The 16,448-nt window shown below is 69.5% G+C and carries 17 protein-coding genes; 12 read left to right on the top strand and 5 right to left on the bottom strand.

Features of this window, described 5'->3' with window-relative positions; all coding sequences use genetic code 11:
* Positions 1-21: 21 nt before the first annotated feature.
* Both ACIOJD_RS01815 and ACIOJD_RS01810 read left to right on the top strand, forming a co-directional pair.
* On the top strand, positions 22-684 hold the full coding sequence (locus ACIOJD_RS01815) for a response regulator transcription factor (protein ID WP_401907707.1): 663 nt from the start codon (positions 22-24) through the stop codon (positions 682-684).
* Positions 681-2,312 carry an ATP-binding protein gene (locus ACIOJD_RS01810; RefSeq protein WP_401907706.1) on the top strand — a complete coding sequence of 544 codons (1,632 nt, stop codon included), beginning with the start codon at positions 681-683 and terminating at the stop codon, positions 2,310-2,312. The genes ACIOJD_RS01815 and ACIOJD_RS01810 overlap by 4 nt, the downstream gene beginning before the upstream one ends.
* 137 nt (positions 2,313-2,449) lie before the next feature.
* Here the strand turns inward: ACIOJD_RS01810 and ACIOJD_RS01805 are convergent, their stop codons facing one another.
* The 4 genes from ACIOJD_RS01805 to ACIOJD_RS01790 all read right to left on the bottom strand — a co-directional run bounded on the left by ACIOJD_RS01805 (position 2,450) and on the right by ACIOJD_RS01790 (position 5,111).
* Positions 2,450-2,926 (bottom strand): MarR family winged helix-turn-helix transcriptional regulator, encoded by a 477-nt coding sequence (locus ACIOJD_RS01805; RefSeq protein WP_401907705.1) that lies wholly within the window; start codon positions 2,924-2,926, stop codon positions 2,450-2,452.
* A gap of 114 nt (positions 2,927-3,040) precedes the next feature.
* Positions 3,041-3,826 carry an AIM24 family protein gene (locus ACIOJD_RS01800; protein ID WP_401907704.1) on the bottom strand — a complete coding sequence of 262 codons (786 nt, stop codon included), beginning with the start codon at positions 3,824-3,826 and terminating at the stop codon, positions 3,041-3,043.
* A complete protein-coding gene (locus ACIOJD_RS01795; protein WP_401907703.1) occupies positions 3,823-4,473 on the bottom strand; it encodes an AIM24 family protein in 651 nt (216 codons plus the stop codon). The genes ACIOJD_RS01800 and ACIOJD_RS01795 overlap by 4 nt, the downstream gene beginning before the upstream one ends.
* Positions 4,473-5,111 (bottom strand): AIM24 family protein, encoded by a 639-nt coding sequence (locus ACIOJD_RS01790; protein WP_401907702.1) that lies wholly within the window; start codon positions 5,109-5,111, stop codon positions 4,473-4,475. Before ACIOJD_RS01790 ends, ACIOJD_RS01795 begins: the two co-directional genes overlap by 1 nt.
* Positions 5,112-5,349: 238 nt before the next feature.
* On the opposite strand from ACIOJD_RS01790, the gene ACIOJD_RS01785 reads away from it, so the two are divergent.
* The 4 genes from ACIOJD_RS01785 to ACIOJD_RS01770 all read left to right on the top strand — a co-directional run bounded on the left by ACIOJD_RS01785 (position 5,350) and on the right by ACIOJD_RS01770 (position 9,960).
* Entirely contained in the window at positions 5,350-5,694 is a 345-nt protein-coding gene (locus ACIOJD_RS01785) for a DUF3817 domain-containing protein (RefSeq protein WP_401877842.1), read from the top strand.
* The gene (locus ACIOJD_RS01780) at positions 5,691-5,984 is read left to right on the top strand and encodes an MTH1187 family thiamine-binding protein (RefSeq protein ID WP_384911061.1); all 294 of its coding nucleotides are present in this window, start codon (positions 5,691-5,693) and stop codon (positions 5,982-5,984) included. Before ACIOJD_RS01785 ends, ACIOJD_RS01780 begins: the two co-directional genes overlap by 4 nt.
* A 223-nt stretch (positions 5,985-6,207) precedes the next feature.
* Positions 6,208-7,968, top strand: a complete 1,761-nt coding sequence (locus ACIOJD_RS01775; protein WP_401907701.1) for a glycosyltransferase family 2 protein — start codon at positions 6,208-6,210, stop codon at positions 7,966-7,968.
* A gap of 3 nt (positions 7,969-7,971) precedes the next feature.
* The gene (locus ACIOJD_RS01770) at positions 7,972-9,960 is read left to right on the top strand and encodes a galactose oxidase-like domain-containing protein (protein WP_401907700.1); all 1,989 of its coding nucleotides are present in this window, start codon (positions 7,972-7,974) and stop codon (positions 9,958-9,960) included.
* A 25-nt stretch (positions 9,961-9,985) separates the two neighbouring features.
* On the opposite strand, the gene ACIOJD_RS01765 is transcribed toward ACIOJD_RS01770, so the two are convergent.
* Positions 9,986-11,086 carry a glycoside hydrolase family 6 protein gene (locus ACIOJD_RS01765; RefSeq protein WP_401907699.1) on the bottom strand — a complete coding sequence of 367 codons (1,101 nt, stop codon included), beginning with the start codon at positions 11,084-11,086 and terminating at the stop codon, positions 9,986-9,988.
* Between the two features lie 206 nt (positions 11,087-11,292).
* Between ACIOJD_RS01765 and ACIOJD_RS01760 the strand changes: the two genes are divergently transcribed.
* From ACIOJD_RS01760 to ACIOJD_RS01735, 6 genes are all read left to right on the top strand, one after another.
* Positions 11,293-11,799 carry a MarR family winged helix-turn-helix transcriptional regulator gene (locus tag ACIOJD_RS01760; protein ID WP_401907698.1) on the top strand — a complete coding sequence of 169 codons (507 nt, stop codon included), beginning with the start codon at positions 11,293-11,295 and terminating at the stop codon, positions 11,797-11,799.
* Between the two features lie 152 nt (positions 11,800-11,951).
* Positions 11,952-12,278: a DUF3817 domain-containing protein gene (locus ACIOJD_RS01755; protein WP_401907697.1), complete on the top strand. Its 327-nt coding sequence runs from the start codon at positions 11,952-11,954 to the stop codon at positions 12,276-12,278.
* Positions 12,279-12,434: 156 nt separating this feature from the next.
* The gene (locus ACIOJD_RS01750) at positions 12,435-14,135 is read left to right on the top strand and encodes a methylmalonyl-CoA mutase (protein ID WP_401907696.1); all 1,701 of its coding nucleotides are present in this window, start codon (positions 12,435-12,437) and stop codon (positions 14,133-14,135) included.
* A 105-nt stretch (positions 14,136-14,240) separates the two neighbouring features.
* A complete protein-coding gene (locus tag ACIOJD_RS01745; RefSeq protein WP_401907695.1) occupies positions 14,241-14,696 on the top strand; it encodes a MarR family winged helix-turn-helix transcriptional regulator in 456 nt (151 codons plus the stop codon).
* The gene (locus tag ACIOJD_RS01740) at positions 14,693-15,598 is read left to right on the top strand and encodes an ATP-binding cassette domain-containing protein (protein ID WP_401907694.1); all 906 of its coding nucleotides are present in this window, start codon (positions 14,693-14,695) and stop codon (positions 15,596-15,598) included. Before ACIOJD_RS01745 ends, ACIOJD_RS01740 begins: the two co-directional genes overlap by 4 nt.
* Positions 15,558-16,418 carry an ABC transporter permease gene (locus ACIOJD_RS01735; protein ID WP_401907693.1) on the top strand — a complete coding sequence of 287 codons (861 nt, stop codon included), beginning with the start codon at positions 15,558-15,560 and terminating at the stop codon, positions 16,416-16,418. The genes ACIOJD_RS01740 and ACIOJD_RS01735 overlap by 41 nt, the downstream gene beginning before the upstream one ends.
* The last annotated feature ends 30 nt before the right edge of the window (positions 16,419-16,448 follow it).

Genomic DNA, 16,448 nt, shown 5'->3' with positions numbered 1-16,448 from the left:
TCCGTTTGGGAAGGTGGGCCCATGCGCTTGTTGATCGTGGAGGACGAGAAGCGGCTCGCGGTGTCACTCGCCAAGGGCCTGACGGCCGAGGGTTTCGCCGTGGACGTCGTCCACGACGGCCTCGAAGGGCTGCACCGGGCGAGTGAGGGCGTGTACGACCTGGTCGTGCTCGACATCATGCTGCCGGGCATGAACGGCTACCGGGTCTGCGCCACCCTGCGCGCCGCCGGCCACGACGTGCCGATCCTGATGCTCACCGCCAAGGACGGTGAGTACGACGAGGCGGAGGGGCTCGACACCGGCGCCGACGACTATCTGACCAAGCCGTTCTCGTACGTGGTGCTCGTCGCCCGGGTGAAGGCGCTGCTGCGCCGCCGGGGGTCGGCCGGGGCTTCGCCCGTCCTGCGGATCGGCGCGCTGAGCGTCGACACGGCGGCCCGCCGCGTCTTCCGGGACGATACGGAAGTGGCGCTCACCGCGAAGGAGTTCGCCGTACTGGAGCAGCTGGCGGTCCGGGCGGGCGAGGTGGTCGGCAAGCCGGAGATCCTGGAGCACGTCTGGGACTTCGCGTACGACGGTGACCCGAACATCATCGAGGTCTACATCAGCACTCTGCGGCGCAAGATCGGTGCCGCGTCCATCCAGACGGTGCGGGGCGCCGGATACAGGCTGGTCAAGTCATGAGCCCCAAAAGCCCAGAGACCCCCACCAACCCCGCAGCCTCCACCAACACCACAAGCTCCTCCAACACCGCCAGCTCCACCAGCCCCGCCGGCGCCCTCGCCGCCGTACGGCGCCGCTTCGCCTCCGTACGGGCCAAGGCCACGCTCGGCACGACGGCCGTGGTGGCGGTCGCGCTGGTGGCCGCCGGAATCGCGGTGCTCCTGTCGCTGCGATCGAACCTCACCGGCCAGACGGACCGGGAGGCCGATTCGGCGGCGCGCGAGGTCGCCCTGGACATCGCCTCCCAGGTCCCGGAGAAGACCTCGTACGCCGGTCTCGATCTGCCGGACGACGAGGACCATCCGGTACAGGTCACGGACGAGAGCGGCCGGCTGATGGTGGCCAGCAAGGACCTGCAACGGATCAGCGGCACCGGACTGTCCGCGGTCACTCCGCCGAAGAGCCCGTCCCCGTCCCCGTCGGCGAGCGCGACCGCCGGGTCGGACGACGATGACGACGGCGGGGACGACGGCGGCGACGACAGTGGTGGTGACGACGACCTCGGCAGTGACGACGATCCCGAGATCGGTCAGATCGGTGGCATCTTCGATCACACCTCGGGCACCGCGACGGTCGACGGGCGGACCGGGGACTACCGCTTCGCCGCCATCGACGTGACCGACCGCAAGGGCCGGACGGTCATCGTCCACGCGGGCGCGTCGCTGGCGGCCCGGGAGAACGCGGTCGGCACGGCCGCCGTGTCGATGCTGGCGGGCCTGCCGGTCCTGCTGCTGGTCGTCGGGGGAGCGACCTGGCTGGTGACCCGGCGGGCGTTCCGCCCGGTGGAGGGCATCCGGAGCGAGATGGCGGCCATCACCGCCTCCGCCGACCTCTCCCGGCGGGTCCCGGAGCCCGCCACCCACGACGAGGTGGCCCGGCTGGCCCGTACGACCAATGAGACGCTCACCGCGCTGGAGGTCGCTGTCGACCGGCAGCGCCGCTTTGTCGCGGACGCCTCGCACGAGCTGCGCAGCCCCATCGCCTCGCTCCGTACCCAGCTCGAAGTGGGCGAGGCGCACCCGGAGTTGCTGGATGTCCCGGGCGCGGTCGCGGACACCGTACGGCTTCAGCACCTCGCCGCGGATCTGCTGCTGCTGGCCCGCCTCGACGCGGGCGAGGGGCCGGGGAGCGCGACGCTGGATCTGGGGGTGATGGCCCGCGAGGAGGTCTCGCAGCGGACCACGGACCGTATCCCCGTGTCGCTGGACATCGGGCCGGGGGAGGGGGCCGGGGCCGAAGTCGCGGGTTCGCGCGGCCAGTTGGCGCGGGTGCTCGGCAATCTGCTGGACAACGCCCAGCGGCACGCCGGCGCGACGGTCCACGCGACGGTCGTCCGGACGCGTGGCCAGGTGGTGCTCACGGTCGCCGACGACGGCTCAGGGGTGCCGGAGGCGGAGCGGGAGCGGATCTTCGAGCGGTTCGTACGGCTCGACGACGCCCGCAGCCGTGACGACGGCGGCGCCGGGCTGGGGCTGGCCATCGCCCGCGATGTGGCCGAGCGTCATGGCGGCACACTCACGGTCGGACGGGCACCGGCCGGCGGCGCCCTGTTCGAACTACGCCTGCCGGCGGCGGACGGCACCGACTGACCCCGGCACCGACTGACCCCGGCACCGCCTGATCCCGGCACCGGCCTCACCGCGGACGGCACCGACTGACCCCGGCGCCGCTCTCACCGCGTCTGCCGGGCCGCGACCGGTCGCTCACGGACCGGGCCGCCCGTTCGTCAGATCTTGCCGCGCCGACCGCGCAGATGTTCCGCCACCGGCATGAGCGATGCCCGCAGCTCCGCCAGCGCCTCCGGCGAGAGCAGGTTGATGAAATGCCTGCGCACGGACTCGACGTGGTGCGGTGCGACCTTGTGCATGGTCTCCATGCCGTGGTCCGTGAGGACCGCGTACAGGCCACGCCGGTCGGATTCGCAGTTCTCCCTGCGGACCAGACCCCCGGTCTCCATCCGGGTGATCTGATGGGAGAGCCGGCTCTTGGACTGGAGCGTGGTGCCCGCCAGGTCGCTCATCCGCATCCGCCGGTCCGGGGACTCGGAGAGATTCACCAGGATCTCGTAGTCGTTCATGGTCAGGCCGAACGGCTGAAGGTCCTTCTCCAGCTGGTGCGTCAACAGCTTGTTGACATCCAGGTGGGTGCGCCATGCGCACTGTTCCGCGTCGCTCAGCCAGCGAGTGGCCGTCTCGGTCTCCATGTATGGATTCTACCTAAGAAGTTGAATTCTGGACGAAGCCTGCGGGTGTGGAGCGCGACCGGCCCGGCCCTGGAGGGGGGCAGGCGTTCGACGTCACACTCCGCAGACTACCGCTCACAGCCCGAAGCGACGCTGGAGATCCCCCAGTTGACCGGGCATTCGGGGAGTGGCTCCCTGCTGCCCCCCGTGTCCGGGCGCCGGACCACCACCGCCGGGCACTCCCGGCTCCGGTGCCACCGCGCCGGTCGGCTGCTCCGCCATCAGCATCTCGGTGGACTGGAGCAGGACCGTACCGGCCCCGACGAACTCGAACTGGTGCTCCTCGCCCGAGGTGCCCCCGATACCCGTCAGGGACCGCAGGCCGCCCAGCACCCCGGTCAGATAGCCGTGATCGTAGTGGTGACAGGGGGAGGGGCAGTCCGCCCAGCCCACCAGTGCCTGGGGATCCACCCGGATCGGCGGCTCCATGAAGACCACGGGTCCGTTGGACGCCGCGACGAACTTCCCCGTACCGATCAAGGTCAGGAAGCCCGGCACGATCGACTGCTTCAGCGCCAGCGAGGGCTGGTACGCGAGCAGGTTCCCGGAGCGGACCGTCAGATTGCCGTCCTCCAGATCGAACGAGTTGACGTCGAAGGCCCGGTCCGCGAGCAGCATCTTGCCGCTGCCCGCGGCGACCACCCAGTCGGCCGCGTGGAGCGGCGAGTGGAAGCTGCTGCGCACCAGCCGCTCGAACCGGCCGTGGCCGATCCCGTCGAAGTCGACCTGCCCGTAGTAGGCGATCATCTTCCCCTTCTGGAGGAACCACTGGCTCCCTTTGAGTTCCACGCAGAAGGTGTACGCGTTGACGTTGTCGTCGCTCGGCAGCGTCGACGGGTCGAAGATCACGGGGGCGCTCACAGCTTCTCCTCCGACGCCTGGACGTACACCGCACCGTTGCCGCTCAGCTCCAGCTGGAAGGCCTCGCCCGAGCCGCGGCCCACCATGTCGCGCCAGCCGAGCGCGGTGGAGAGCTTGTTCCTTACGTCGCCGTGGTGGGCGACATAGGCCTGCGGGTCCACATGGACGTCCCGGCCCGGGACGATGGGCACCTCGATCACTCCGCCGTGCGCCATCACCGCGACCGAGCCATGCCCCTTGAGGGTCGTGGTGAACAGGCCCTGGCCCGTCACCTGGCCGCGGACCATGCCCATGACCCCACCCTGCGAGCCCATGAACATCGTGCCCTGCTGGAGGGTCCCGTCGAAGGCGAGCAGCCGGTCCGCCTCCACGTACAGGGTGTCGCCGGCGAGGGCGATGACCTGGATGTGATGGCCGCCGTGGCCGAACATCACCGTGCCGCTCCCCTCGACCGTCATCAGCGGGGTGGCCTCATTGGCGACCCGCCGGCCGATCATGGACATCAGGCCGCCCTGGCCGCCCTGGATGTTCGGCGTGAAGCTGACGTCCCCGCGGTACGCGAGCATCGCGCCGCGCTGGCTGAACATCTTCTGGCCGGGCACCACCGTCGCCTCGACCATCCGCGCATTGAGTTCACGGAACGGCATCACACATCACCCCCGATCGTGTTCCGCTCGCTCGGCTGTACGTAGACGAGCCCGTCGCCCTCGAAGCGGATCTGGAAGGCCTCGCCCGAGCCCTCGCCCATGAACGTCCGGAAGTTCACCCCGGACTGGAAGTGCTGCTGGAGGCGGCCCTGGTGCGCGATGTACGCGCCGGGGTCGACATGGAGCGGGTACTGGGGGGTGACCCGGAGGATCACCGCCTGGCCGTCCGACGTGAGGGCGGCCTGGCCGGTCCCCTCGACGGTGGTCGTGAACAGGCCCTTTCCGCTCGCCCCGCCCCGCAGTCCGGTGAACGACGTGCCGGTCCGCAGCGCGGCGTCCGTGCAGAGCAGATTGCTCGCCTCGACATAGAGCGTCTCGCCGCGCAGCGAGACGAGGTTGATCTCGCTCGCCCGGTCGGCGAAATAGCAGGTGCCCTGGCCCTTCACCTCCATCACGGTCATCTGTTCGCCGGTGATGCGGCGGGTCACCATCCCGCGCAGACCCTCACCGCCGCCGGACATCTTCTTGAACGCCATCCGGCCGTCGTACGCGACCATCGAGCCGTTCTTCGCCTTGACGGCATCGCCGGTCATGTCGACGGCGAGCACCTTGCTGCCTTGCAGTCGGAACTGAGCCACGGGATCGACGGTAACCGGCGGCACCGACAGCCGACAGGGCTCCGTTCCCCGAACAGTCCCCGAAACGGTCCCCGAGCGGCCCCCGAAACGGTCCCCGAAGGGTTTCCGGAGCGTCCCCGACGGGCCTCCTGACGGGACCCTGATAACGGTCGGGCAAAGCCGTGCTGCCACAATGAGGCAGCGCTTGTGCACGCATTCACAAGATCACGTCTGCCCCCGATGACGAAGGTGCCTCCTCGTGGACATCAAGACCGCCTCCTCCCTCCACCGACTCCGCCTGGTCTCCGCGCCCGAGGCCGTGTCCTTCCTCCTGCTGCTGGTCTGCTCGGTGCTCAAGCGCACGACGGAGTTCAACGCGGTCCCCGTCATGGGCGCGGTCCACGGCCTGCTCTTCGTCGTGTACGTGCTCTTCTGGCTGGACGCCTGGAACCGCACCAAGTGGTCCTTCGGCACGGCGGCCCTCTACTTCGTGCTCTCCGTCCTGCCGGCCGGCGGCTTCTTCGCCGAGCGCAAGCTCAAGCGTGCCGCCGAGGACGAGGTCATCGCCTCCCGCGCCCGCCGCGAGGGTACGGTCAGCGCATGATCGTCGCCTTTTCCGTCTCTCCGCTCGGTGTGGGGGAGGACGTCGGTGAGTACGTCGCCGACGCCGTCCGGGTGGTCCGCGAATCCGGGCTGCCGAACCGTACCGACGCCATGTTCACCTCGATCGAGGGCGAATGGGACGAGGTGATGGACGTGGTCAAGCGTGCCGTCGCCGCCGTCGAGGCGCGCGCCGGGCGCGTCTCGCTGGTCCTCAAGGCCGACATCCGGCCCGGCGTCACGGACGGCCTGACCTCGAAGGTCGAGACGGTGGAGCGCCACCTCTCGGCCTGAGTGCCTGCCTGGGCGCCTATGAGGGCCGCGCTCTGACGCCCCGTATCCCCGGCCGTACCCGTACCCGTACCCGCGTCCGGGGGCCTGACGGCCCGTACGCTCCGCAACCCGTACGCAGTAACCCGCGAGCGTAAAAACCGCTCGCACGGACGCTTCCAGTCGACACGCCGGTGAATGTCCCCTTCTGTGGTGATATCTACCTCGCGTATCGGCTGGAGGCACCGTGCGGCCTGATGGCTACGACTACGACGGCTACAGCTGTTTGGCCGGTCCTCTCAAGGAGCCGGACCGGACCGTGCCGTACCGGGTGCGGTACCGGAGCCTGCTCGCCCGGGAGACCCGCCGAATACGGGCCGTCCTCCTGATGACCCTGGCGCCCGCCCTCTCCGGCGTCCTGCTGGTCTACCTGGTCTGGCCCACCCACCGGACCGAGCGGGAGGGCGGCCAGCGCTGGCTGATCGCCTTCGACCACCTGATGCTCGGCTCGATCGGGCTCATAGCCTTCTTCATGCTGGTCAACGTCGCCTCGGTGGCCCACGCCACGATGGTCGCCAGGGATCCCATACCCGTCCCCGCCGAGGTCGGCACCCGCGTCGCGTTCCTCACCACGTACGTACCGGGCAAGGAACCGCTCACCATGGTGCGGGCCACGCTCGAAGGAGCCGTCCGGCTGCGCCACTGCGGACCGCTGGACATCTGGCTGCTCGACGAGGGCGACAGCGACGCGGCCAAGGAGCTCTGCGAGGAGCTGGGGGTCCGTCACTTCACCCGAAAGGGTGTGCCGGAGTGGAACCGTGACGAGGGCGTGCACAAGGCACGCACCAAGCACGGCAACTACAACGCGTGGCTCGCCATGCATGGCCACGACTACGACTTCTTCGCCTCCGTCGACACCGACCACGTCCCGCTCCCGAACTTCCTGGAGCGGATGATGGGCTACTTCCGTGACCCGGACGTCGCGTTCGTCGTCGGACCCCAGGTGTACGGCAACTACACCTCACCGGTCACGAAGGCCGCCGAGTCGCAGCAGTTCCTCTTCCACGCGCTGATCCAGCGGGCCGGCAACCGCTACCACGCCCCGATGTTCGTCGGCACCAACAATGCCGTACGGGTCAGGGCGCTGCGGCAGATCGGCGGACTGTGCGACTCGATCACCGAGGACATGGCCACCGGCTTCGAACTGCACCGCAGGAGGAACCCCCTCACCGGCCGGTTCTGGCGCTCCGTCTACACCCCCGACGTGCTGGCCGTCGGCGAGGGACCCGCGTCCTGGACGGACTTCTTCACCCAGCAGCTGCGCTGGTCCCGGGGCACGTACGAGACGCTCTTCAAGCAGTACTGGAAGGCACCCTTCCGGGTGCCTCCGGGGCGGCTGCTCAGCTACTCGCTGATGCTCGTGTACTACCCGATGACCGCCGTCAACTGGTTCCTCGGCATCCTCAGCTGCGTCCTCTACCTGTGGCTCGGAGCCTCCGGCACCCAGGTCTCGTCCTCGGTCCTGCTGATGCTCTACAGCGACGCGGCAGCGCTCCAGATCGGCCTCTACCTCTGGAACCGCCGCCACAACGTCTCGCCCCACGAGCCCGAGGGCTCCGGCGGCCTGGCCGGTATGGCGATGTCCGCGCTCTCCGCGCCGATCTACCTGAGGTCGCTGGGCTCGGCGCTGCTGCGCACCGACGGCCGCTTCGTGGTCACCCCCAAGGGCGGCGCGGCCAGCCCCGACCGGCTGATGACCTTCCGGATCCACATCTTCTGGGCCGTCGTGCTGGTCACCTCGCTCATCGCGTCCCTGTACCTCGGCCACAGCCACGCGGCGATGCGCACCTGGGCCGTGCTCGCCCTGGCGATCGCGCTCGCCCCGATCGGGGTCTGGACCTTCAGCACGCGTCAGGAGCGCGCCGTCAGGAGGGGCGTCCGCAGCACCGTGGCCACGGCCGGCGAGGAGCAGGAGCCGGCGTTCGCGACGACGACAGGAGGGAACTGAGTCATGGCGAAGCGGAACCGGTACCGGCCGTCGAAGACGTTCAAGAGGAAGCTGCTGGGCGGCGGGGCGCTGGTGGTGCTCGTGGGCCTCAACGCACCCGCCGTCGTCTCCTTCGCCGCGGAGAAGTACCACGCCTACAAGATCGCGCAGCCGGGCTACAAGCAGCGGTACGGCTCGTGGGAGACCCTCGACGTCCCGAAGAAGTACCGTACGAACGCGATCCACGCGGCCCTGCTGCACTCCGGCAAGGTCCTGATCATCGCCGGCTCGGGCAACAACCAGAAGAAGTTCGACAAGGGGTCCTTCGACACGATCCTCTGGAACCCGGCAGACAACAGCTTCCGGAAGATCCCCACCCCGGAGGACTTCTTCTGCTCCGGACACTCCCAACTCGCCGACGGGCGGCTGCTGGTGGCGGGCGGCACGGCACGCTACGAGGTGCTCGACGGCGAGGTCGACCGGGCGGGCGGCCGGATGCGGGTCAAGAACGAGGACCCGGACCGGGCCCACACGTTCAAGAAGGGCACGCGCTTCCGCGCCCCGTCGGGCGTGGAGTTCGTCAGCAAGTTCGATGTCACCGTGCCCAGGGCGAAGAAGGACTTCAAGGTCTCCTACGGGCAGGGCGGCCGGATGCTGCCCTGGAAGACCAAGGTGACGCCGGGCGAGGCGCGGGTGTTCGTGGAGGCGGCCGAGAAGGGGCCGCAGGGGCTGCGGACCCAGGCCGCGCAGTACGAGATCGTCGGCCTCAAGGGCAAGGACGCGGACAACCTGTACGGCATCGCGCAGAAACTCACCACCGAGAAGCAGGACTTCCAGGGCATCAGGTCCGCGTACGAATTCGACCCCAGGGCCGAGAAGTACATCCCCGTCGACCCGATGGAGGAAGCCCGCTGGTATCCCACGCTGGTGACCCTGGACGACGGCAAGGTGCTCGCCGTCTCGGGCCTCGACGATGTCGGCGCGGTACTGACCGGCGACAACGAGCTGTACGACCCGAAGACCAAGAAGTGGTCCAAGGGGCCCACCCGCTACTTCCCGACGTATCCCGCGCTCTTCCTCACCAAGGGCGGCAAGCTCTTCTACTCCGGTTCCAACGCGGGCTACGGTCCGGCGGAGAAGGGCCGGAAGCCGGGGCTGTGGGACCTCAAGGCGAACACGTTCTCCGAGGTCGGCGGGCTCACCGACCTCGACCAGACCGAGACCTCGGCCTCGGTGATGCTGCCGCCGGTCCAGGACCAGCGGGTGATGCTGCTCGGCGGTGGTGGCGTCGGTGAGTCGTCCAAGGCCACCGGGCGTACGGCGATCGTCGACCTGAAGCGGGACAGCCCGGCGTTCCGGGACGGGCCCCGGCTGCCGCAGGGGACGCGTTACCTGAGCAGTGTGCTGATGCCGGACGACTCCGTGTTCACCACCGGCGGGTCCTCGGACTACCGCGGGCGCAACGCGAGCGACATCCTCAAGGCGCAGTTCTACGACCCGAAGAGCAACACCTTCCGCCGGGCCGCCGACCCCACGGTGGGGCGCAACTACCACTCCGAGGCGCTGCTGCTGCCCGACGGCCGGGTGGTCACCTTCGGCTCGGACCCGCTCTTCGGCGACGCGGACAACACCAAGCTCGGGACCTTCGAGCAGCGGGTGGAGATCTACACGCCGCCGTATCTCCAGGGCGACAAGGGCCGCAAGGAGAACCGCCCCGCGCTGGGGGCGGGCCCGCGGGAGGTCGGCCCCGACGGCCGGGCGACCTTCCGTACGTCGCGCCCCGACCGGATCGCCAAGGCGCGGCTGATGCGGCCGAGCGCCGTGACGCACACGACGGATGTCGAGCAGCGCTCGATCGACCTGAAGCTGAGCAAGGGCACGGGCGCGCGCCGGGACTCGGTGACGGTGGAGGTGCCGAAGGACCGGGCGATGGTCCCGCCGGGCTGGTACATGCTGTTCGTCACCAACGCCCAGGGCGTTCCGTCCGAGGCCAAGTGGATCCAGGTGAAGTAGAGCCTGTTCGGTCTCGGCTTCCGCCTCAGCCCTTCGTCTTGCGGGCGAGGCCCAGGGCGTAGTCGGGCCACCACTTGCCGGCGGCCGGACCGCCCCGGCACGGGCCGTCCGACTCGCCGGGCCGCTTGATCCACAGGAACGCGTCGACCAGTTCGTTGCCCGTGTTGGTGGTCGGCGGTGTGCCGAGCGCCCGTCCGGGCGGGTTGCACCAGGCCTCGTCCCGGTCGCCCGGCAGCGGGCCCTGGCCGTTCCTGCTGGTGTCGATGGTGAAGTGGGCGTCGCCGAGCAGCCCGGAGAGCTGGGTGCCGTACGACTTGGCCGCGTTGTTCGTCTGGAAGTTGGACACATTGAGTGAGAAACCGTCGGCCGTCTTGACGCCCGCCCGCCGGAGCGGTTCGGCGAGCTTGGCGGGGTCGGAGATCCAGTCCGGGTTCCCGGCGTCCAGATAGACCCTGGTCCCCGGCTGCTTCTTCAGCCGGGCGATCGCCTGGGAGAGCAACTCGTAGCGCTCGTCGTGGTGTTCGGCCGGCGTGCAGCCGTCCGCGAGGTGCGGTACGGCGTCCGGCTCCAGGATCACGATGGCCGGGGCATCACCGATGGCGCCGGCGAAGGCATTGATCCACTCGCGATACGCCTGGGCGTCGTGGGCGCCGCCCGCCGAGTAGAGACCGCAGTCGCGGTGGGGGATGTTGTACGCGACGAAGACCACCGTGCGTCTGCCGGCCGCCGCGCCCCGTACGGCCCGGCTGATGTCCGGCTCCGGATCATCCCAGGCGGGCCACTCGGCCACCGCGCGCTCGGAGATCCGCTTGAGAGCCTTCGCGTCGTCCTTGCGGCCCTCCTTCTCCCACTGTTCGACCTGGCGTGCCGCGTCGCTCGCCGGGTCGACCCAGAAGGGGGAGGCGGCGGTGGCCTCGGTGACGGCGTCACCGGTCCGCTCGGCGGAACCATGGTGAGACCTGGCCGACGAGGGCGAGGACGAGCCCGAGGAGCATCCGGTGGCGGTCAGCAGGAGAACGGTCGCGGCGACGGCGGCGGCCGTGAACGAGCGCGGCAGGACCTGGGGAAGAGGAGTGCGAGACGCGCGATACAGGCGATGCGGGTGGTGTGGTCTGCGGCCGGACATCCAGCCCCCTCGGGCGACGACTGGGAAAGGGAAGGAGAAGAGCACAAAAGGAATTTAAATGATAAGACCGGCATATCGTGGCACAACGGCCCGTCGGTGCTCGGCTACGACACCGCGAGGTCACTCAGGGCCCGCTTATGTCCGACCTGGACCGAAGTGCGAGACGGGGGCTGACGGCCAAATGCCCTGTGGGTAAGGTCGGGGCCGTGTCAAAGCCGCTCAGTCTGCCCTTCGACCCGATCGCCCGTGCCGACGAACTCTGGGAGAGGCGCTGGGGTCCCGTACCGGCCATGGGCGCGATCACCTCGATCATGCGCGCGCATCAGATCCTGCTCGCCGGCGTCGACGCGGTGGTGAAACCGTACGGGCTGACCTTCGCCCGTTACGAGGCGCTGGTGCTGCTGACCTTCTCCAAGGAGGGCGAGCTGCCGATGTCCAAGATCGGCGAGCGGCTGATGGTCCACCCGACGTCGGTCACCAACACCGTGGACCGGCTGATGACCTCCGGCCTGGTCGACAAGCGGCCCAACCCGGCCGACGGGCGCGGCACCCTCGCCTCCATCACGGACAAGGGGCGCGAGGTGGTGGAGGCGGCCACCCGCGACCTGATGGAGATGGACTTCGGGCTCGGGGCGTACGACGCCGAGGAGTGCGCGGAGATCTTCGCGATGCTGCGCCCGCTGCGGGTGGCGGCCCAGGACTTCGCCACGTAGGTCAGGGTGCGCGTGGGCCAGGACGCGTAATCAGGACGCGCGTCATCAGGAAGCACGTGAGCCAGGACGCGCGCAGGTCGGGACTTCGACGCGCGGGGTGCTTCGGCAGGGCGCCGGAAGATCGCCCGTTGTGCCCCGTTAGGCTCGGTGCCATGAAGTCGAATGTGCTGTCGCGCTACCGGGTGATGGCGTACATCACCGCCGTATGGCTGCTGGTCTTCACCGTTGCGATCATCATGAAGTACGGGTTCGATACCGGCGACACGATGCTGATCTCCCAGATCCACGGCGTGCTGTTCATCATCTACGTCGTCTTCGCCTTCGATCTGGGCTCCAAGGCGAAGTGGCCGTTCGGGAAGCTGCTCTGGGTGCTGGCCGCCGGCTGCATCCCCGCCGCGTCGTTCTTCGTGGAGCCGAAGATCACCCGGGAGACCCGGCCGCTGATCACCGACCGGGACCCGGAGACCGTCGAGGCGTAACCGCCGTACTCCGCCGGAGTCGGCCGTCCGGCAGGCTCTCCAGGGTCGTGCCGCCCCTCCCCATGCCGCCCGCACGATGTGCGGGCGGTTTGCCGTTCGACATTTAGTTGGACGTCCTAGTAAATTTGTCGCATGGACGGTGGAGGTAGATACGGCATGGACGCTGACGCCATCGAGGAGGGCCGCCGACGCTGGCAGGCCCGTTACGACGCGGCCCGCAAGCGGGACGCGGACTTCACCACGCTCTCCGGCGACCCGGTGGAGCCGGTCTACGGGCCCCGGCCCGGTGACGAGTACGACGGCTTCGAGCGCATCGGCTGGCCCGGTGAGTACCCGTTCACCCGCGGGCTCCACCCGACCGGCTACCGGGGCCGTACGTGGACCATCCGCCAGTTCGCCGGGTTCGGCAACGCCCGGCAGACGAACGAGCGCTACAAGATGATCCTGGCCGCCGGTGGCGGCGGGCTCTCCGTCGCCTTCGACATGCCGACGCTCATGGGCCGGGACTCCGACGACCCGCGCTCGCTCGGCGAGGTCGGCCACTGCGGCGTCGCCATCGACTCGGCCGCCGACATGGAGATCCTCTTCGGTGACATCCCGCTCGGGGATGTCACCACCTCGATGACGATCAGCGGTCCGGCCGTCCCGGTCTTCTGCATGTACCTGGTCGCCGCCGAGCGGCAGGGCGTCGACCCGGCGGTCCTCAACGGCACGCTCCAGACCGACATCTTCAAGGAATACATCGCGCAGAAGGAGTGGCTCTTCCAGCCCGAGCCCCATCTGCGCCTGATCGGCGACCTGATGGAGCACTGCGCCCGCTCCATCCCCGCGTACAAGCCCCTCTCGGTCTCCGGCTACCACATCCGCGAGGCGGGAGCGACGGCCGCGCAGGAGCTGGCGTACACCCTCGCCGACGGCTTCGGCTATGTGGAGCTGGGACTGAGTCGGGGCCTGGACCTGGACGACTTCGCCTCCGGGCTGTCCTTCTTCTTCGACGCGCATCTCGACTTCTTCGAGGAGATCGCCAAGTTCCGTGCCGCGCGCCGGATCTGGGCGCGCTGGATGAAGGAGGTGTACGGCGCGAAGACGGACAAGGCGCAGTGGCTGCGCTTCCACACCCAGACAGCGGGCGTCTCGCTCACCGCGCAGCAGCCGTACAACAACGTCGTACGGACCGCGGTCCAGGCGCTGGCGGCGGTCCTCGGCGGGACGAACTCCCTGCACACGAACGCGCTGGACGAGACCCTCGCCCTGCCGAGCGAACAGGCCGCCGAGATCGCGCTCCGCACCCAGCAGGTGCTGATGGAGGAGACCGGCGTCGCCAACGTGGCCGACCCGCTCGGCGGCTCCTGGTACGTCGAGCAGCTCACCGACCGGATCGAGGCCGACGCCGAGAAGATCTTCGAGCAGATCAAGGAGCGGGGTCTGCGGGCCCACCCGGACGGGCGGCATCCGATCGGTCCCGTCACCTCCGGGATCCTGCGCGGGATCGAGGACGGCTGGTTCACCGGGGAGATCGCCGAATCGGCGTTCCAGTACCAGCGTTCCCTGGAGAAGGGCGACAAGCGGGTCGTCGGCGTCAACGTCCACCACGGCTCGGTCACCGGCGACCTGGAGATCCTGCGGGTCAGCCATGAGGTTGAGCGGGACCAGGTGCGCGTCCTCCGGGAGCGCAAGGGCGCGCGGGACGACGCCCAGGTGCGTACGGCACTGGAGGCCATGCTGGCGGCGGCCCGTGACGGCTCGAACATGATCGAGCCGATGCTGGAGGCGGTACGGGCGGAGGCGACGCTGGGCGAGATCTGCGACGCGCTGCGGGACGAGTGGGGGACGTACACGGAACCGCCGGGTTTCTAGGGCTGCCGTCTCTCCCGGGCTCGCGGGTGTTTTGAAGAGTTTTTGAGGGGTGTGTGGTGGTCCGCGCCTGGTGAATAGCTCTGAGTGAGAGCTAAAATCGGTGGTATGGCCACGGAGGAGTTCCCCGACTCGCTCGCCGATGTGCTGGCAGGCATCCAGCGCATGGTCCGGCGGCGGCTGCGCGGGGAACTGGCCTCCCCGCCGTTGCGCGGCGCGCAGGCCGAGCTGCTGCGGCTGGTGGCGGCCCGCCCCGGGATCCGGGTGTCGGACGCGGCCAAGGAGCTGTATCTCGCGGGCAATTCGGTCTCCACGCTGGTCAATCAGCTCGGCCGGGCCGGCTATCTGGTCCGCCAGACCGACCCGGACGACCGTCGTTCCGCGCTGCTGCTGCCCACCCAGGCGGCCGAAGCGCGGCTGAGCGACTGGGCGGCCCGGCGTGGCGAGCTGGTGCGTGCCCAGGTGGAACGCCTGACGCAGGAGGACCGCGCCGCCCTGGCCGCCGCCCTCCCGGCACTGCGCGAGCTCGCCCGGAACCTGCACGAGGAAGTGGAGGGGACATGACGGACGAAGCGACAGCCGGCCCAGTGACAGCCGAGGGCCCGGACCGTACCGGACCCGACGCCGTCTCCTGCCGCGGGCTGGACTACGCGTTCGGCGAGACCAAGGCCGTCACCGACCTCGATCTCTCCGTCCGCGAGGGCGAGGTCTTCGGGCTGCTCGGCCCGAACGGCGCGGGCAAGACGACCGCGATCCGCTGCATCACCACGCTGCTGCCCGTTCCGGCGGGCATGGTGCGGGTGTTCGGGCACGACGCGGCGAAGGAGAAGATGGCGGTGCGCCGCCTGCTCGGATACGTACCGCAGCAGCTGTCCGCCGACGCCGCGCTGACGGGCCGCGAGAATGTCACGCTGTTCGCCCGCGTCTTCGACGTCTCCCGCCGGGAGCGCTCCGAGCGCGTCGCACAGGCGCTGGAGGCGGTCGGCCTGAACGGCGCGGCCGACCGGATGGCCAAGACGTACTCCGGCGGCATGATCCGCCGTCTCGAACTCGCGCAGGCGCTGGTCAGCGCGCCCCGGCTGCTGATGCTGGACGAGCCGACGATCGGGCTCGACCCCATCGCCCGTACCAGCGTGTGGGAACACATCAACGCCGTACGCGACGCCACGGGCATGACCGTCCTGGTGACCACGCACTACATGGACGAGGCCGATCAGTACTGCGACCGGGTCGCCCTGATGCACCACGGACGCATCCACGCGCTCGGCACCCCCGGCGAGCTGAGAGCCGATCTGCGCGAGCGCCGAACGGCCGTGAGGGTGTCCGGCGGGCAGCCGGGCGCGCAGGAGCCCCTGCCGACGCTGGAGGACGTCTTCAGGGACGTGGCGGGCAGTGGCCTGGACGAGGAAGGGGGCGACTTCCGCGATGTCCGGAGCACCCGTCGCACCGCGACCCGCGTCGGCTGAGGGCGGCGGCCCCGGCCGGCTGGACCTGCTGCTCGTGGCGCCGCGCGCCCGAACCGGCTGGCGGGTCCTGCCCGCCCGGGTCGTCGCGATGTGCGTGGTCGAACTCCAGAAGCTGCGGCACGACCGTACGGAGCTGTACACCCGCGCCGTCCAGCCCGCCCTGTGGCTGCTGATCTTCGGGGAGACCTTCACCCGGATCAAGGCGATCCCGACGCAGGGCATCCCGTACATCGACTTCCTCGCGCCCGGGATCATCGCCCAGTCCGCGATGTTCATCGCGATCTTCTACGGGATCATGATCATCTGGGAGCGGGACGCGGGCATCCTCACCAAGCTCCTGGTCACCCCGACCCCCAGAGCCGCCCTGATCAGCGGAAAGGCGTTCGCCTCCGGGGTGAAGGCGCTGATCCAGGCGGTGGTGGTGATCGTCATCGCCGCGGCCCTCGGTGTGGGGCTGACCTGGAATCCGCTGAAGCTGCTCGGCGTGGCCGTGGCGGTGGTCCTCGGCTCGGCCTTCTTCTCCTGCCTGTCGATGACGATCGCGGGCATCGTGCTGACCCGTGACCGGCTGATGGGAATCGGGCAGGCCATCACCATGCCGCTGTTCTTCGCGTCGAACGCGCTGTACCCGGTGGCGATCATGCCCGGCTGGCTCCAAGTGGTCAGCAAGATCAACCCGTTGAGCTATCAGGTCGACGCCCTGCGCGGCCTGCTGCTCGGTACGCCGTCCCATCTGCTGCTCGACTACGGCGTACTGCTGGGGGCCGCGCTCCTCGGCATCGTGGCGGCCTCGTCGCTGCTGGGACGCCTGGCCAGATGACGGCGGCGCGGGCCCGCGGGCGCCGTCACG

The sequence above is a fragment of the Streptomyces sp. NPDC088116 genome (assembly GCF_044741745.1).
Lineage (GTDB): Bacteria > Actinomycetota > Actinomycetes > Streptomycetales > Streptomycetaceae > Streptomyces.
Note: the sequence above shows the minus strand (reverse complement) of the source record. Positions and strands in the feature narration are given on the sequence as shown.

Coding starts and splice junctions, on each gene's coding strand:
- ACIOJD_RS01815 (WP_401907707.1), top strand. CDS start 22: ATGCGCTTGTTGATCGTGGAGGACGAGAAGCGGCTCGCGGTGTCACTC.
- ACIOJD_RS01810 (WP_401907706.1), top strand. CDS start 681: ATGAGCCCCAAAAGCCCAGAGACCCCCACCAACCCCGCAGCCTCCACC.
- ACIOJD_RS01805 (WP_401907705.1), bottom strand. CDS start 2,926: ATGGAGACCGAGACGGCCACTCGCTGGCTGAGCGACGCGGAACAGTGC.
- ACIOJD_RS01795 (WP_401907703.1), bottom strand. CDS start 4,473: ATGCCGTTCCGTGAACTCAATGCGCGGATGGTCGAGGCGACGGTGGTG.
- ACIOJD_RS01780 (WP_384911061.1), top strand. CDS start 5,691: ATGATCGTCGCCTTTTCCGTCTCTCCGCTCGGTGTGGGGGAGGACGTC.
- ACIOJD_RS01770 (WP_401907700.1), top strand. CDS start 7,972: ATGGCGAAGCGGAACCGGTACCGGCCGTCGAAGACGTTCAAGAGGAAG.
- ACIOJD_RS01765 (WP_401907699.1), bottom strand. CDS start 11,086: ATGTCCGGCCGCAGACCACACCACCCGCATCGCCTGTATCGCGCGTCT.
- ACIOJD_RS01755 (WP_401907697.1), top strand. CDS start 11,952: ATGAAGTCGAATGTGCTGTCGCGCTACCGGGTGATGGCGTACATCACC.
- ACIOJD_RS01750 (WP_401907696.1), top strand. CDS start 12,435: ATGGACGCTGACGCCATCGAGGAGGGCCGCCGACGCTGGCAGGCCCGT.
- ACIOJD_RS01745 (WP_401907695.1), top strand. CDS start 14,241: ATGGCCACGGAGGAGTTCCCCGACTCGCTCGCCGATGTGCTGGCAGGC.
- ACIOJD_RS01740 (WP_401907694.1), top strand. CDS start 14,693: ATGACGGACGAAGCGACAGCCGGCCCAGTGACAGCCGAGGGCCCGGAC.
- ACIOJD_RS01735 (WP_401907693.1), top strand. CDS start 15,558: ATGTCCGGAGCACCCGTCGCACCGCGACCCGCGTCGGCTGAGGGCGGC.